This is a genomic window from Microvirga sp. 2TAF3 (genome assembly GCF_052114965.1).
In the GTDB taxonomy this organism is placed as follows: Bacteria; Pseudomonadota; Alphaproteobacteria; order Rhizobiales; family Beijerinckiaceae; genus Microvirga.
In genome coordinates, this window is record NZ_JBFRFT010000015.1 from 77,878 (window position 1) to 93,251 (window position 15,374).

General features: G+C 62.6%; 15 protein-coding genes. 14 read left to right on the top strand and 1 reads right to left on the bottom strand.

Annotation, left to right across the window (positions count from 1 at the left end; translation table 11 throughout):
• Positions 1 to 4 precede the first annotated feature (4 nt).
• The gene (locus tag AB4Y97_RS15190) at positions 5 to 577 is read right to left on the bottom strand and encodes a Crp/Fnr family transcriptional regulator (RefSeq protein WP_441999883.1); all 573 of its coding nucleotides are present in this window, start codon (positions 575 to 577) and stop codon (positions 5 to 7) included.
• A 393-nt stretch (positions 578 to 970) separates the two neighbouring features.
• Between AB4Y97_RS15190 and AB4Y97_RS15195 the strand changes: the two genes are divergently transcribed.
• The 14 genes from AB4Y97_RS15195 to AB4Y97_RS15260 all read left to right on the top strand — a co-directional run bounded on the left by AB4Y97_RS15195 (position 971) and on the right by AB4Y97_RS15260 (position 15,280).
• Positions 971 to 2,968 (top strand): PQQ-dependent dehydrogenase, methanol/ethanol family, encoded by a 1,998-nt coding sequence (locus AB4Y97_RS15195; protein WP_441999884.1) that lies wholly within the window; start codon positions 971 to 973, stop codon positions 2,966 to 2,968.
• 263 nt (positions 2,969 to 3,231) lie between these two features.
• The gene (locus AB4Y97_RS15200) at positions 3,232 to 3,750 is read left to right on the top strand and encodes a c-type cytochrome (RefSeq protein ID WP_441999885.1); all 519 of its coding nucleotides are present in this window, start codon (positions 3,232 to 3,234) and stop codon (positions 3,748 to 3,750) included.
• Positions 3,722 to 4,774, top strand: a complete 1,053-nt coding sequence (coxB, locus tag AB4Y97_RS15205; protein WP_441999886.1) for a cytochrome c oxidase subunit II — start codon at positions 3,722 to 3,724, stop codon at positions 4,772 to 4,774. The genes AB4Y97_RS15200 and coxB overlap by 29 nt, the downstream gene beginning before the upstream one ends.
• A gap of 11 nt (positions 4,775 to 4,785) precedes the next feature.
• Positions 4,786 to 6,735, top strand: a complete 1,950-nt coding sequence (gene ctaD, locus AB4Y97_RS15210) for a cytochrome c oxidase subunit I (protein ID WP_441999887.1) — start codon at positions 4,786 to 4,788, stop codon at positions 6,733 to 6,735.
• Positions 6,732 to 7,361: a cytochrome c oxidase subunit 3 gene (locus tag AB4Y97_RS15215; protein WP_441999888.1), complete on the top strand. Its 630-nt coding sequence runs from the start codon at positions 6,732 to 6,734 to the stop codon at positions 7,359 to 7,361. Before ctaD ends, AB4Y97_RS15215 begins: the two co-directional genes overlap by 4 nt.
• A 3-nt stretch (positions 7,362 to 7,364) precedes the next feature.
• On the top strand, positions 7,365 to 7,817 hold the full coding sequence (locus AB4Y97_RS15220; RefSeq protein WP_441999889.1) for a hypothetical protein: 453 nt from the start codon (positions 7,365 to 7,367) through the stop codon (positions 7,815 to 7,817).
• On the top strand, positions 7,805 to 9,097 hold the full coding sequence (locus AB4Y97_RS15225; RefSeq protein ID WP_441999890.1) for a cytochrome c oxidase assembly protein: 1,293 nt from the start codon (positions 7,805 to 7,807) through the stop codon (positions 9,095 to 9,097). The genes AB4Y97_RS15220 and AB4Y97_RS15225 overlap by 13 nt, the downstream gene beginning before the upstream one ends.
• A 166-nt stretch (positions 9,098 to 9,263) precedes the next feature.
• Positions 9,264 to 10,238 (top strand): ABC transporter substrate-binding protein, encoded by a 975-nt coding sequence (locus tag AB4Y97_RS15230; RefSeq protein ID WP_441999891.1) that lies wholly within the window; start codon positions 9,264 to 9,266, stop codon positions 10,236 to 10,238.
• A gap of 7 nt (positions 10,239 to 10,245) precedes the next feature.
• The gene (locus AB4Y97_RS15235) at positions 10,246 to 11,007 is read left to right on the top strand and encodes an ABC transporter permease (RefSeq protein ID WP_441999892.1); all 762 of its coding nucleotides are present in this window, start codon (positions 10,246 to 10,248) and stop codon (positions 11,005 to 11,007) included.
• The gene (locus AB4Y97_RS15240) at positions 11,004 to 11,651 is read left to right on the top strand and encodes an ABC transporter ATP-binding protein (protein WP_441999893.1); all 648 of its coding nucleotides are present in this window, start codon (positions 11,004 to 11,006) and stop codon (positions 11,649 to 11,651) included. Before AB4Y97_RS15235 ends, AB4Y97_RS15240 begins: the two co-directional genes overlap by 4 nt.
• On the top strand, positions 11,648 to 12,820 hold the full coding sequence (locus AB4Y97_RS15245; protein WP_441999894.1) for an ABC transporter substrate-binding protein: 1,173 nt from the start codon (positions 11,648 to 11,650) through the stop codon (positions 12,818 to 12,820). The genes AB4Y97_RS15240 and AB4Y97_RS15245 overlap by 4 nt, the downstream gene beginning before the upstream one ends.
• Positions 12,808 to 13,767 carry a PQQ-dependent catabolism-associated beta-propeller protein gene (locus AB4Y97_RS15250; RefSeq protein ID WP_441999895.1) on the top strand — a complete coding sequence of 320 codons (960 nt, stop codon included), beginning with the start codon at positions 12,808 to 12,810 and terminating at the stop codon, positions 13,765 to 13,767. Before AB4Y97_RS15245 ends, AB4Y97_RS15250 begins: the two co-directional genes overlap by 13 nt.
• On the top strand, positions 13,764 to 14,369 hold the full coding sequence (locus tag AB4Y97_RS15255) for an ATP-binding cassette domain-containing protein (protein WP_441999896.1): 606 nt from the start codon (positions 13,764 to 13,766) through the stop codon (positions 14,367 to 14,369). The genes AB4Y97_RS15250 and AB4Y97_RS15255 overlap by 4 nt, the downstream gene beginning before the upstream one ends.
• A 107-nt stretch (positions 14,370 to 14,476) precedes the next feature.
• Positions 14,477 to 15,280, top strand: a complete 804-nt coding sequence (locus AB4Y97_RS15260) for an ABC transporter permease (protein WP_441999897.1) — start codon at positions 14,477 to 14,479, stop codon at positions 15,278 to 15,280.
• Positions 15,281 to 15,374: the final 94 nt, after the last annotated feature.

Consider the following 15,374-nt stretch of genomic DNA (forward strand, 5'->3'; position numbering starts at 1 on the left):
CGCGCTAGCGCACGAGCCGACGGTACTCGCTGCTGATCAGGCTGTAGCAGCGGCAGGATAGAGCCTGTAGCTGGTTGGGGGCGTCGATCCGGACAAGCCCCCGGTCGTGCTGGAGCACGGTCTCCTTCTCGAGAACTTGCAGGCACTCTGTCACACTGGCCCGCCGTACGCCCAGCAAGCGTCCGAGCGTCTGGTGGGTCAGAGGGAGCTCGTCCCGCTCAAGCCCGTCCCGTGCGAGAAGTAACCAGCGCCCAAGCCGTTGTCTCAGCGAATGTTGCGCATCGCACACATGGGCTTGGCTGGCCTGAAGCAGAATGAATTCGGTATAGCGGAGCATGATCCGGGCGAGTGGGGCGCTCGCGTCGACGAGGTTCCGAAATGCCGTCCGTGTCATCCGATAGGCGTAACCGCCCACAAGCACGGTTCGGCGCAGGGGAGGGGCGTCCGTGTCCTGGAGCAGGATAGGAAGACCCGTCATCCCTTCCGAGCCGATCAGCCAGACCTCAACCCACTTGTCAGGCGCTGCCTTAGCCGAGACCGAGACGAGGCCTTCTTCAATGAAATAGACGTACTCCATCGGCGTCCCCGAATGATGGAGGATTTGCCGATTCTTCAACTCCACTGGCTTTAGCTCGGGCCCGACAAGCTCCAAGACTTCGGTAGGAAGGGACCGGAGCAGGCGGTTCCGCGGGGGAAGCAGCCCAGGCCTCAGGGCTTCAGGAAACTGTTTTGCAGCGGGTTCTCCCATGCGGCCTCCGAGCCTTCTGAGCTCTTGGCAAGATACTAGGGCAAAAGAGTCGGTACGCCAGCGGACAAGGCCTTTTCGCAGGCCTGAGGAACACCGTAGCCGCGTAGAGATTGGGCAGAGGGGAGCATCAAGATTGCCGCCAGGAAGGTCCTGCGCGTTCCAGGCACCCCGGGTAGTGCGGCTCTTTCTGCATCATTTCGATCAGCCGTTGAGGTTGCGCTCATGTCCATGCCCCAGCATCAGGTCCGGTGCAGCCTCATAGATACTTTGGGTGCCCTGCTTCTCATTCTGGCAGGGACTGCTCTGCCCGGGGGATCGCCCCTGGCACAGCCCCAGCCCGGAGGCCCAGGCGTCTCGGCCGATCTCCAATCCCTGTCCCAGGATGATCGGCAGTGGCCGATGGCGATGAAGAACTACGCCGCACACCGGTTCAGCAGCCTCGACCAGATTAACACCGGCAACGTTGGACAACTTAGGCTCGCCTGGACCTTCTCGGTCGGCGCCGACCGTGGGCAGGAAGCCGCTCCGCTCGTCGTCGACGGCACGATGTATGTGGTGGCACCCTATGCGGGTCCTTATCCGAACCGCGTCTTCGCCCTTGATGCTACGACCGGCGAGCTGAAATGGTGGTATGCCCCGAAGCCGAATCTCGCGGCGCAGGGCGTCGCCTGCTGCGACGTCGTCAATCGCGGCCTCGCCTACGACAATGGCAAGATCTTCCTCAACACCCTCGACCTCCACACCGTCGCCCTTGATGCGGCGACCGGAAAGGAGTTGTGGGTGGCCACGCTCGGAGACATCAATCTCGGCGAGACGGTAACGATGGCCCCGCTCGTGGCCAAGGGAAAGGTTCTGGTCGGCAACAGCGGCGGCGAGATGGGCGTTCGCGGCTGGTTGACAGCCCTCGACGAGAACACCGGAAAGGTCGTCTGGCGTGCTTATGGGACGGGTCCAGATTCGGAGGTGCTGATCGGCCCCGACTTCCAGCCACATTACGACTGGATGAAGGGCAAGGACCTCGGCGTGAAGACCTGGCCGACCGATGGGTGGAAGACGGGCGGGGCAACCGTCTGGGGATGGCTGTCCTACGATCCCGAGCTCAACCTTGTCTATTACGGAACGGGCAATCCAGGCCCGTGGAATTCCAATCAGCGGCCCGGCGACAATCTCTGGGCCGCGACCGTGTTCGCGCGCGATGTCGACACGGGAGCCGCGAAATGGGCCTACCAGACCGCCCCTCACGATCTCTGGGACCATGACAGCGTCAATGAGGCTGTTCTCATCGACCTCGAGATCGACGGCAAAATGCGCAAGACGCTGATCCATCCCGGCCGGACCGGCTACATGTTCGTGCTGGATCGGACGAACGGCGAGGTGATCTCAGCGGAGCCTTACGACACGGTGACGGTCTACAAGGGCGTCGACATGAAGACTGGGCGTCTCGAGCCGAACCACGAGAAGGAGCCGACCCTCGGAAAGATTGTCGAGGATGTCTGCCCCGCGCCGCCCGGCGCGAAGGACTGGCAGCCGAGCGCCTGGTCGCCGCGCACGAAACTTCTGTACGTGCCGCATCAGCACCTGTGCGCAACCTTCAAGACGGGCGAGGCTGGTTACATCGCAGGTACGCCCTATGTGGGCGCGACGGTGGACATGTATGCCGGGCCGGGCGGTCATCGCGGCGAGTTCATGGCATGGGATCCGGTCAAGAAGACCAAGGTCTGGGCCATCACGGAAAAGTTTCCGGTCTGGAGCGGAGCACTGGTGACGGCGGGCGACATCGCCTTCTACGGAACCATGGACCGGTGGTTCAAGGCGGTGGACGCCAAGAGCGGCAAGGTGCTCTGGCAGTTCCGTGCCGGCTCCGGCTTCATCGGCCAGCCCGTCACCTATATGGGCAACGACGGCGTGCAGTACGTGGCGATCATGTCCGGTGTCGGCGGATGGCCCGGCGTCGTCGCAAATGCAGAGATCGATCCAAGGGTGAGGAACGGAGCGCTCGGCTTCGTGGGCGCCATGCAGGATCTTCCCGCCCATACAGTCGGCGGGAGCTCCCTGCTCGTCTTCGCGCTACCGCCGAAAAGCGGTGCGGACGCTTCAGGCGGCAGTTCCCCCGGTGGACAGCCGACCGGGGTTCCCGCGCCGGACAGCCCCGCTCCTGCGACTCCTGCTCCTTCGCCGGCGCCAGCAGTCCCCATGCCCCAAAATGGGCCCGCGCAGTGATGGCCGTTTTTAGGGAGGTCGGGATGGTCAGCCCATTGATAAAGAGACACCCCCAAATGGGAGGGATCGTACGAGCACTCCCTTTGGCTATCGTAGGGCTGGCCTTATGGTCCGCGAGCGTTTGGGCCCAGCAGCCGACGCCTCCCCCCCCGCAGGCACCCCCACCTGCGGTCGGGCTGCCGACTGAACCCAATCCGGCTGAGGCCCCCGAACCGAAGCCCCCTCAGCCGTCATCTCCTCAGCAGGGCCAGGGCACGCTCGGCATGGGCGTGCCGACGCAATCCTACACTGGGGCGAGCGGTGCGGCGAAACTCCTCGGCACGCCGGTCTCGCGCCTCTTCCCGGGGAACGTGCCGGTCAAGCCCAGCCTTGAAAGCCCTGTGGGCGACAGCCGGGAGGCGGCCCAGCGCGGCATGCAGTACTTCCAAGCCTTCAACTGCGTCGGCTGTCATGCGCCCAACGGCTCGGGCGGCATGGGGCCGTCGTTGAGCAACAGCGCTTTCATCTACGGCTCGGAGCCGGCGCAGATCTACCTGACGATCTACCAGGGGCGTCCGCGCGGCATGCCGGCTTGGGGCGGGATGCTGCCCGAGCCTGCCATCTGGGATCTCGTGGCCTATGTCCGCAGCATCAGCCGGGAGCCTTCCCAGCAATGGGGCAAGACCGTCTCGGCCCAGATGCCGCAGATCGAGCAGGTGCCGGCGGAATACGTGAGCACCCCAGATCCCTGGGGGCAAACCGAGGCGTTCAGCCATGGCCAGAAGCCCAACCGCGCGAAGTGAATTCCCCCGGGCGGCGGGTCGGCGGGTTGCGAGCCTTGCGCCCGCCCTGCTGTTTCCCGCTGCCGCGCGGGCCGATGTGCCGATGACCTATCTGCGCACCTTCGGCGGCTTCAAGGGTCAGCAGATCACGACCCTCACCTGGGCCCTGTTGATCCAGGCGATCGTGGTCGTGGTGATCGTCAGCCTGCTCGTGCTCGTCGGCATCATCCTGCGCCGCTCGCGTCAGCCCGCGACGGGACCCGACCGCCAGCCGGTCGAGGAGACCGGCAGCGGGTTGTCATGGATCTATATCGGCGTTGGCGTCTCCACCGTCGCGCTGATCGGATCCATGGTCTGGAACGGCTACACCATGGCGGCCATCGACCGCCCACAGCGCGATCCTGCGCTCACCATCGAGGTGAGGGGGCACCAATGGTGGTGGGAGGTGCGCTACATGAGCCAGGATTCGTCGCGCATCTTCGAGACCGCCAACGAGATCCACATTCCGGTGGGCCAGCCGGTGGAGTTCCGGGTCTCGACGGTCGACGTCATCCACTCGTTCTGGATCCCGGCGCTCGGCGACAAGATCGACCTCATTCCCAACCAGATCAACTCAAATTGGCTCGAGGCGAGCAGCCCCGGGATCTATCGCGGCCAGTGCTCGGAATATTGCGGTCAGCAACACGCGCATATGGGCCTCGTGGTTGTGGCCGACCAGCCGGCCGATTTCCAAGCGTGGTGGGATCGGCAGCTCCAGCCCGCTGCGGCGGCACAGGGGCCTGAGGGCGAGAACCTGTTCGTGCTTCGCTGCGGCGCCTGCCATGCCATCCGCGGCACACGGGCCGGCGGGCGGCTCGGCCCCAACCTCTCGCATCTCATGGGGCGCCAATCCATCGCTGCCGGAACGCTGCCGAACAACGTGGCCTATCTGTCGGGCTGGATCGCTAACCCGCAGACCGTCAAGCCAGGCAACCTGATGCCGAACCTCGATTTGTCGGGACCTGAGCTGGCAGGCATCCGCACCTATCTCGAAGCGCAGAAGTGAGGAGACGCATCGTGGCCGTCGGAACATACGAACGGGCTCCCACTCTCGAGAAGGCGGATTATGCCTCGCCGGTCGCTTCCGAACTGGAGAGGACATGGGAGACGAAGCCCGGTCTCGGCGGCTGGCTGTCCACGGTCGATCACAAGGAACTCGGCATCCGCTATATCGCGACCGCCTTCGCGTTTCTGATCCTGGGCGGCATCGAGGCGCTCGTCATGCGGGTTCAGCTCGCGCGGCCGAACCTGCATGTGCTGACGCCGGAGCAATACAATCAGCTCTTCTCGATGCACGGCATCACGATGATCTTCCTGTACGCTCAGCCGGTCCTGACCGGCTTCAGCGCCTTTCTGTTCCCGCTGCTGCTCGGCACCCGCGATCTCGCCTTCCCGCGGCTCAACGCCTTCTCCTACTGGGCTTACCTTGCCGCAGGCCTGTTCATGTATACGAGCTTCCTGGTGGCGGCCGCGCCGAATGACGGCTGGTTCAACTATCCGCCGTATTCGCTCAAGACTTACAATCCTGGGCCCAACATGGATTTCTATGCTCTCGGCATGATCCTGCTCGGGATCTCGACCACAGCGGGCGCCATCAACTTCCTCGTCACGGTCCTGCGCACCCGCGCCCCCGGCATGTCGATCAACCGTCTGCCGATCCTGACCTGGGGTACGACGACCACATCGGTGGGCATCCTCCTGTCCATGCCGGCCGTGACGCTCGCCTGCTTCATGCTCTGGGCCGACCGGCAGTTCGGCACGCACTTCTTCGACACCACCGCGCGCGGCCAGCCGCTGCTGTGGCAGCACCTGTTCTGGATCTTCGCGCACCCGTGGGTCTACATCATCGTGCTGCCGGCCATGGGGATCGTGTCGGATGCACTGCCGATCTTCTGCCGTCGCCCGCTGGTCGGCTATACCGTGGTCGTGCTCGGCACGGTCGCCACCATGGTGATGGGCTTCGGCGTATGGCTGCACCACATGTTCGCGACGGGCATTCCTTTCATTGCGCTGTCCTTCTTCAGCGGCGCATCCTTCGTGATCACGATCCCGAGCGCGGTTGCTGTCTTCGCGTGGGTGGCCACCATCTGGACGGGTCGTCCCGTCATCACCACGGCGTTCCTGTTCTTCGCCGGCTTCATCTCCATGTTCGTTATCGGCGGCGTGTCGGGTGTGATGACGGCCTCGGTTGCGGCGGACCGCCAGCTCACCGATACCTATTTCGTGGTAGCGCACATTCACTACGTGCTCATCGGCATCAATCTGTTTCCGGTGATCGGCGGGCTCTTCGTCTGGTTCCCGAAGATGACCGGGCGCATGCTGAGCGAGCGTCTCGGCAAATGGAGCTTCTGGATCATCCTGTCCGGCTTCAACCTGGCGTTTCTGCCCATGCACTGGACCGGGCTCGCCGGGATGCCGCGGCGCATCTATACTTATCAAGAGGGCATGGGCTGGGACACAGTGAACCTGGTGACCTCCATCGGCGCCTTCATCCTGGCCACCGGGATCCTGCTGGTCCTGGTCAACATCTTCGTGAGCGTGCGGAACGGCGCCGTCGCAGGCCCTAATCCGTGGGACGGCCCGACGCTCGAATGGGTGACGCCATCTCCACCGCCGCCCTATAACTTTGCCGTGATCCCGGCCGTAGCGAGCCGCCATCCGCTCTGGGAGGACAGGCTCAAGGAGGGCATGGGACATTCCTCCGTTCATCGCGGCCTTGTGCTCGACGACGGCAAGGAGATGCTCGCGACCACCTCCCTTGACGCCGAGCCGGACGCGATCCTGAAATTGCCTGAGGATTCCTACAGTCCGCTCGCGGTGACCATCGTGATGACCGCGGGCTTCGCCGGGCTTCTGCTGCATTGGTGGGTTTTCTCAGGCATCTGCGCCTGGCTCATGTTCATGGGCCTGTTGGTATGGCTGTGGCCCGAGCCGAAACTCGGTCAGTCGGCGAGGTGGAACCGATGAGCGATATTCCCATGGCCGATGTTCCAAGGTCCGGAGCCGCCGTGCGCCCCCGTCCGCTGCCGGTCGGCAGCATCGGCCACAAGGCCTCGGGCTGGTGGGGCATGCTTACCATCATCCTCACCGAGGGCTCGCTGTTCTCGTATCTGCTGTTCAGCTACTATTACTTTGCCGTGCAGTACGGGCGCGAATGGCTGCCGAGCGAGCTACCCAAATTCCGCCTGTCGCTTCCCAACACGATCATCCTGATCGTCAGCAGCGTCGTCGTGTGGTGGGCGGAGCGCGGCGCCAAGCGTGGCGCATGGGGGCAGCTCGTGCTCGGCCTCCTCGGCGGCTTCATTCTCGGCTGCGTGTTCGTGACGATCCAGCTCTTCGAGTGGAAGGACAAGCCGTTCACCTACGCATCGAGCGCCTACGGCTCGCTCTATTTCACTGTCACGGGGTTCCACATGGCGCATGTGGTCGCCGGGCTCGTGATGCTGCTGGTTCTGCTCGTCTGGTCGCTCATGCGCTACTTCGATGCCGAGCGCAATGCGCCGGTTTCGATCGGAGCGATCTATTGGCATTTTGTCGACGTGGTGTGGCTGACGGTGTTCTTCAGCCTCTACATCACGCCTTATCTGGGGTGAGCCATGGCGGACTCCATCATGAGAGGCTATGGGATCGAACATCCGGCTCCCCACGGCGGGAGCGTCGGCATGGGCCTGCTCTGGACTGGGTTGCTCGCCCCGCCAGTAGCGTGGAGTATTCAGCTTCTTGTCAATTTCGGTCTGGCGAGCCACGCCTGCTTCCCGCGCGATTACCTCTACGCCCAGGTCATTCCCGGATGGGGCTGGGTCATGCCGACTCTGGTGGCGGTCAACATCGCTGCGCTGGCAGTCGCCTGCATCGGAACCGCAATCTCCTACAGGAATTGGAGCCGCATCAGCCAGGAAGCTTCCGGCGGTCACGACCGGCTGCTCGAGGCGGGCGAGGGGAGAACGCGGTTTCTGGCTGTCTGGGGCATCTGGTCCGGTGTGTGGTTCGCCATCGCGATCGTTTTCGATACGATCGCCGTCTTTGCGGTGCCGCTATGTGGAAGTTGAGATTCTCGGCACTTGTCATGGGGTCCATCGCGGCCGTCGGACCCGCGTCGGCGCATGCGGGTGAAGCAGGGGAGCTTCATTGGAACTTCGAGGGCTGGGTTATCGTCTCGCTCACGCTTGCGGCTTCACTCTACTGCATCGGCTTGCGGCGCATGCGCATTCGAGGGAGCGGGCGGAGCATCGTCGGTCGCGTCGAGATCATCTCTTTCTCGGCTGGGATCGCCTCGCTCGTTCTCGCGCTGTTGTCTCCCCTCGATGTCCTTGGGGCCGAACTTTTCTCCGGTCACATGGTCCAGCATCTGGTGCTGATGTTGGTCGCCGCGCCGCTCTTCGTATGGGCGCGGCCACTGATCGTCTTCCTCTGGGCCCTGCCGCGCGGTGTGCGCAAGTCGATCGGGCGGCTCTGGGCAGGCGGCCGGCTGGGAGGCTTCTTCCGGGTTCTGACCGCACCGTTGTCCGTTTGGCTGGCCTTCTGCGGCTTGTTCGCCTTCTGGCATCTGCCACGGCCCTATGCGTGGGCGCTGGCGCACGAGCCCGTCCATATCGTGGAGCATCTCTGCTTCTTCATCAGCGCCTTTGCGTTCTGGTCGGTGGTGATCGAGCCCGGCGCGCGGCGCCGACTCGATTATGGCGCGACGCTGCTCTTCGTGGCGACAGCGGCGATCCTGAGCGCTCTGCCGGGTGCCCTGATGGTGCTGACTTCGCGCGCCTTCTATCCGGACCACGCAGAAGGCGCGGCGCATTGGGGGCTGACGCTCCTGGAGGATCAGCACCTTGCTGGGCTCATCATGTGGATTCCGGCGGGCTTCGTCTACATGGCAGCCATCGCGATCCTGTTCGTGCTGTGGCTGCGCGCTTCCGAAAGGCGGGCAGGCGCAAGTTTGCAGAAATATGCCGCCCTGAGCTCTACCCTGGTTCTGCTTCTCGTCGTAGCGGGCTGCGAGGAAGTAACGGGCGCGCAATCCCCGGGCAATGTCACACCCGTGCCGACAAGCTTCGGCGGCGACCCTGGCCGCGGTGCTGTCATGATCGCTCAGACCGGCTGCGGTTCCTGCCATACGATCCCGGGGATCACCGGCGCGAACGGCCTGGTCGGCCCACCGCTCACCCAGATGGGGCGCCGCATCTATGTCGCGGGTCTCCTGCGCAATACACCGGACAATATGATCACCTGGCTGCGCGATCCTCAGGCCATCGTCCCCGGCAACGCCATGCCGAACATGGGGTTGCAGGACCAGCAGGCACGGGACATCGCCGCATATCTTTACACGCTTCATTAAGGGGGCATGCCAAATGAATTTCGAGGCATTCAGGCGAGAGGTGGAGGCGCAGGAGGGCTCAGTGAACGCAATGGGCTCAGAGACGGTGCGTACCGAGCGCACTGGTGCCGTGCAGCCGAATAGGAGAAACTAGCTGTTTGTTCCCGCCGTCGATAAGGATATGACCATGTTTCTCAGGATCTTATGGTTGATCCTAGGCCTGACTATTGTCATCCCAGCGGAGGCTCAGGAACATCATCAAATCAAGGTCGGTCTGCTCAGATTCGGAACCGTCGCTTGGGAGATCGATACCATCCGGTATCAGGGATTGGACCGAAGGCAGGATATCACAGTCGTTCCTGTCGAGTTTGCCTCCAACGAGGCCGCCAAAGTGGCGCTTCTGGCAGGCACGGTAGATATCATCGTCACCGACTGGCCGTGGGTGGCGCGACAGCGTAGCGAAGGACAGGCATTCAGCTTCGTGCCTTACTCAAAGGCAGTAGGTACGCTCATGATCCCGGGTGGTTCGAGCGTCCGAAGTCTTGCAGACCTTCGCGGGAAGCGGATCGGGGTTGCCGGTGGCCCTCTCGACAAGAGCTGGCTGCTCCTCCGGGCCTATGCTCAGAAGGAGCTCGGTATCAACTTGGAGGAGGAGGCCGGGCTCGTTTTCGGTGCCCCGCCGCTCCTGGGCGAGGAGTTGACGCGCGGGCGCATCGATGCCGTCCTCACCTATTGGCACTATGCTGCCCGTCTCGAAGCCGACGGGGCCAAGCCGCTACTGACGGTCGCGGAGATGATCCGCCGCCTGGGCATCGAACAGGACGTGCCCATGCTCGGCTATGCGTTTCGCGAGGAGTGGGCTCAGAACGAGGGCACTCTTCTCAAGCGCTTCATCGTCGCGTCCAAGGACGCCAAGGCTCTGCTTGCCTTGTCGAAGGAGGAATGGGCTCGTTTGGCTCCGCAGATCGGCACCGATAGTCCGGCCGTGCTGACCGCACTTCAAGCAGGATTTCGTGCTGGCATTCCGGAACACTGGACCCCTGTGGAGCAGCAGGCGGCGAGCGATCTTTATGCTATTCTGGTTGAAGTGGGGGGACATAAGCTCGTCGGCGAGGCCAAGGTTCTCGATGCGGGGACCTTTTGGCCGGATGTCCTCTATTGAGGTGACGATGCGTGCTGCTGAGGCCGAAGGCCGTGGACGATGGCAAGCGATTGCCTCTGTCCTGCTTTTCCTGTGTCTGTGGCAGGTTGGGGCAGGGTGGGCTGAGAGCAGGCTTTTTCCTGGCCCTGTCGTAGTTCTTCAAAGCTTGATCCATGAAATCCGCGACGGGGCGTTGCTCTACCATCTCGGTGTCACGCTGGCGCGGGTCGTCATCAGCTTCGTCATCGCCATAGTGGTCGGCACGGCTCTGGGCCTCGCGCTTGGTCGCCTGGTGTGGCTCGACCGATGGCTCAATCCCTGGATTGTCATCCTCCTCAACGTACCGGCGGTCGTGGTTATCATCCTGACCTATATCTGGCTTGGTTTGACCGAGACTGCTCTGCTCGTGGCGGTCGCCCTCAACAAGATTCCAAACGTGGCCGTGACACTCCGCGAGGGTGCGAGAGCGCTCGATTCGGATTACCAGGAGGTCGCGCAAGTCTATCGCTACGGACCCTGGCTGACGCTACGCGAGGTAATCATACCGCAACTATCGCCCTATCTTCTGGTCGCGGCGCGCAATGGACTTGCGCTCATTTGGAAGATCGTTCTGGTGGTGGAACTCCTGGGAAGATCCAATGGAGTTGGGTTTCAGCTCCAGAGCTATTTCCAGCTCTTCGACGTATCGCGGGTCACAGCCTATGCGGCAGCCTTTATCGCCTGCGTCATGCTGATCGAAACGGCGTTTTTTGCGCCGCTCGAACGCCGGGTGGGGCGGTGGCGGCGATGACGATGCGCATCACCATCAAGCGGAAAGTCTACCCGGCCCAAGGAGGTGCGCCAGCCTGGACGCTGTTCGAAAACCTTTGCTTTGAGCTTGCCGACGGAGAAGTCTGCGCCATTGTCGGCCCTTCGGGCGTGGGCAAGTCGAGCCTCCTGCAAATCGTATCGGGTCTGGACCAGGATTTCGACGGATCGGTAACCAGTCGGCCGCAGGCTGTGGGTTACCTCTTCCAATCGCCCCGCCTTCTGCCATGGCGCACGGCACGTCAGAACCTGGAGTTGGTACTCCGGGAGCAGCAGGAAGGAGCAGCGGAGTGGCTGGCGCAGGTCGGCCTTTCTGGGTCGGAGGATGTGTATCCGCAGCGCCTGTCCCTGGGTATGGCCCGCCGGGTGGCTCTCGCCCGGTCCCTGGCCGTCCGCCCCAAACTTCTCCTGCTCGACGAGCCGTTTGCATCCCTGGATGAGGAAACCTCCACGATCATGCAGGCGCTGGTGGCAAGCCATGTGAAGAAACTGCGACCGACGACATTGCTCGTTACCCATCACTGGCACGAGGCTGCCGCGCTCGCTCACCGCGTGATCACATTGGGCGGCTCGCCAGCGGGGATCGTGGACGATCGGCCCATTCGACAGGCGAGGGCAGCCGAATGAGGTTGGTGCTAATCTTATTTGCGGTTCTGCTCGCTGTTCCTGCGCTTGCCGAGGAGGGTGCGATCACGATTGCGATCGTCATGCAGGAGCGTGATTCTATCCAGCCCGTCTCACCTCTCGATCGTGAGATCAAGGATGAGGGCCTTGCGGGCGCTCGCCTGGGGATCGCCGACAATGCAACCACTGGCCGCTTCATCGGACAGCGCTTCACGCTCATCGAGCGGATGATCCCGAAGGATGAAGATCCCGTCCAGACCATCCGCGCACTTGCAACGGAGGGTATCCGTTTCGTGGTCGCCGACTTGGACGCTCCCGTGCTCCTCACGGCGGCGTCGGATGAACAGGCGCACGCAATGCTTTTCATCAACGCGCGTGCTCCGGATGATGACCTGCGCAACGACTCATGCCGCTCCAACATCCTGCATACGATTCCGAGTCGTGCCATGCTGGCTGATGCTCTGGCGCAATACCTGATGAGCAAACGCTGGAGGCGCTGGTTTCTCGTAACAGGAAGTCGGGCAGGAGACAGGGCGCTGTCCGATGCCTACCGCCGGTCTGCGAAACGATTTGGCGCGGAAATCGTGGCGGAAAAGGACTGGACCTACAAGCCGGGCCACGCCCGCACCGATACTGGACACGTGACCTTGCAGAGCGAGATCCCGGCCCTCACGCAAGTGGCGGATCATGACGTTCTCGTCGTTGCCGACGAATTCAACGAGTTCGGTGATTTCCTGCCGGACCGTACGGCGCGGCCACGTCCCGTGGTGGGAACACAGGGGCTCGTTACGACGGGTTGGAGCCCCGTGTCGGAACAATGGGGGGCCACGCAGTTGCAGGACCGGTTCGAGAAGTTGGCGGGTCGGCGCATGGGTGCCGTGGATTATGCCGCTTGGGCGGCGGTCCGTTCCATCGGAGAGGCGGCCATCCGCTCTCGCAGCAGCGATCCGGCCGCTGTCATGGCTTATCTGCGCAGCCCCGATTTTTCTCTTGCAGGCTTCAAGGGGCAGGGGCAGAGCTTCCGTTCCTGGGATGGGCAGATGCGCCAGCCAATCCTGATTGCAGGGCCTCGGCTCCTCGTTTCCGTCTCGCCGCAGGCGGGATACCTGCACCGGAGCTCGGAGCTCGATACCTTGGGAACTGATCGTGAGGAGAGCCGATGCAGGTTTTGATCCTGGCTGTTCTTTTTCTATTCACGATGCATGCCGCTTGGGCCGAGACGGTGTATGTTTCGAACGAGCAGGACAACACTGTATCAGTGATCGATGGCGTGGCGTTGAAGCTCGTGGAAACGATCCCGGTCGGGCGAAGGCCACGTGGGATCGGGCTGAGTGCCGACAAGCAGAAGCTCTATGTGGCTGTCGGAGACGACGATCGCATCGACGTTTTGGACCTGAAGACCAGGAAAGTCGAGGGGGCGCTGCCATCCGGTGAGGATCCGGAGCAGTTTGTCCTCCATCCTGACGGACGCCGTCTCTTCGTGGCGAACGAGAACGACAATCTCGTCTCCGTCCTCGATATTTCAGAGAGGCGCATCGTGTCCGAGGTCGAGGTTGGCGTTGAGCCGGAGGGTATGGGAGTGAGTCCGGACGGGCGCTTCGTAGTCAACACGTCCGAGACCACGAGCATGCTCCATGTGATCGATGCAGATAAACTTGAACTCGTCGACAACGTGCTCGTGGGGACCCGGCCACGGGTGGCGCAGGTCTCCGCCGATAGCAATCAGATATGGGTATCGTCCGAGTTGAGGGGGACCGTTGAGGTCTTTGATGCGGCGACGCGCAAGCCCTTGGCCGCAATCGGCTTCGAGGTGCCCGGTGTTCCGCGCGAACTCATCCAGGCAGTTGGAATTCAGCTCACGCCAGACGGGTCGCGCGCCTATGTGGCGCTTGGGCCCGCCAACCGCGTCGCCGAGGTCGATGCCAAGTCCTTCAAGGTCCTGCGCACTTACCTCGTGGGGCAGAGAGTCTGGCATATCGCGCTTTCGCCGGACGGGAAACGTCTCTACACAGCCAACGGCAATTCAAGCGATGTCTCGGTCATCGACCTCAATAATCAGGAGGTCGTGAAGACCATCGGCGTTGGGCGATCCCCCTGGGGGCTCGCTGTCGCGCCATGACCGCTCTCGTCATTGAAAACCTGAGCCACGGTTTTGGCACGCGGCAGGTTCTCTCCCATGCCGATCTCGTGGTGGAACCTGGCTCGTTCGCCGTTCTTCTTGGGCCGAATGGGGCTGGCAAGACGACACTCGTCTCCCTTGTGACCGGCCTCTATAATGCCCATCAGGGAGACATCCGTATCTTCGGTCACTCGATCCGCCGTAACCCCCTGCCGGCGTTGGCCGAGCTTGGTGTCGTGTTCCAGATGCCGACTCTCGATCTGGATATGAGTGTCGAGCAGAACATGCTCTACCACGGCTCTCTGCACGGTCTCTCTCGACGAGAAGCCAAGGAGCGGGCGGATGAGGAACTGGAGCGGCTTGGTGTCCGTAATCGGCGGGCAGACAAGGTGCGTGCACTTTCAGGAGGGCTGCGCCGGCGTGTGGAAATCGCCCGGGCTCTTCTGCACCGGCCGAAGTTCCTGATCGTCGACGAGGCGACGGCAGGGCTTGACGTCTCGAGCCGTCAATTGCTTCTCAATCATGTACGTTCCCTCTGCCGCGAAGGTTTAAGCGTGCTGTGGGCCACCCATATGCTCGATGAAGTTGCCCCTTCAGACTAATTGATCGTCCTGGACAAGGGGCGCGTGCGCTGGACCGGTGAGGCGAGGGATCTTGCCTCCGAAGGGACGCTTGAGCATGCGTTCCTGACCCTTACAGGCAGCGTATCATGAAGATGCGCTATGCTTTCCGTGCACTGTCCGGAATCATGCACCGGGAAATGCTGCGGTTCGTGGGGCAGCAGGGGCGATTCGCTGCGGCCATTGTGCGGCCTCTCGTATGGCTCGGTATCTTCGCCGTTGGCTTCCGCTCGGTTCTGGGGCTGTCGATCATCCCACCCTACCAGACCTATATCCTTTACGAGGTCTATATCGTGCCGGGCCTCGTCGGGATGATGCTGCTGTTCCATGGCATGCAGAATTCCCTCTCCATGGTGTACGATCGGGAAATGGGATCGATGAGGGTGCTCCTGACCGCACCGCTGCCGCGGTGGTGGCTGTTGGGAGCCCGACTTCTCGCCAACACCGTCACGGTGCTGCCCATCGTCTACCTGTTCCTGCTGCTAGCCCGCTTTTGGGATGTCCGGCCGCCCGTTCTCGGCTATGGAGCAGTCGCCCCGGCGCTCATCCTTGCAGGGCTGATGCTCGGAGCGTTTGGACTCGCCCTCTCGTCCCTTATCCGCCAGCTCGAGAATTTTGCCGGCGTGATGAATTTCGTGATCTTTCCCATGTTCTTCGCGTCGACGGCGCTATACCCGCTCTGGCGTTTCGATGAGGTCAGCCCGACATTAGCAGTCATAGCTTGGGCGAACCCGTTCTCCCATGCGGTCGAGCTGATCCGCTTCGCGCTCTATTGCCAGTTCGACCCGGTGGCATTCGGGGTCTGCGTTCTGGCTCTGATCGTCTTTTTCGGCCTTGCCATCTGGGGGTATGATCCCGGTCGTGGGCTTTGGGCCCGCCGGGTAACGGAGTGAGCCTTGAGAGCTGGTAGGGGGCCAGGACTCCCTTTCCCGATTGTAAGTACTGACGGTAGCAAGCTTTCTTTGCAGTTGGGCGACACTTCCAGGA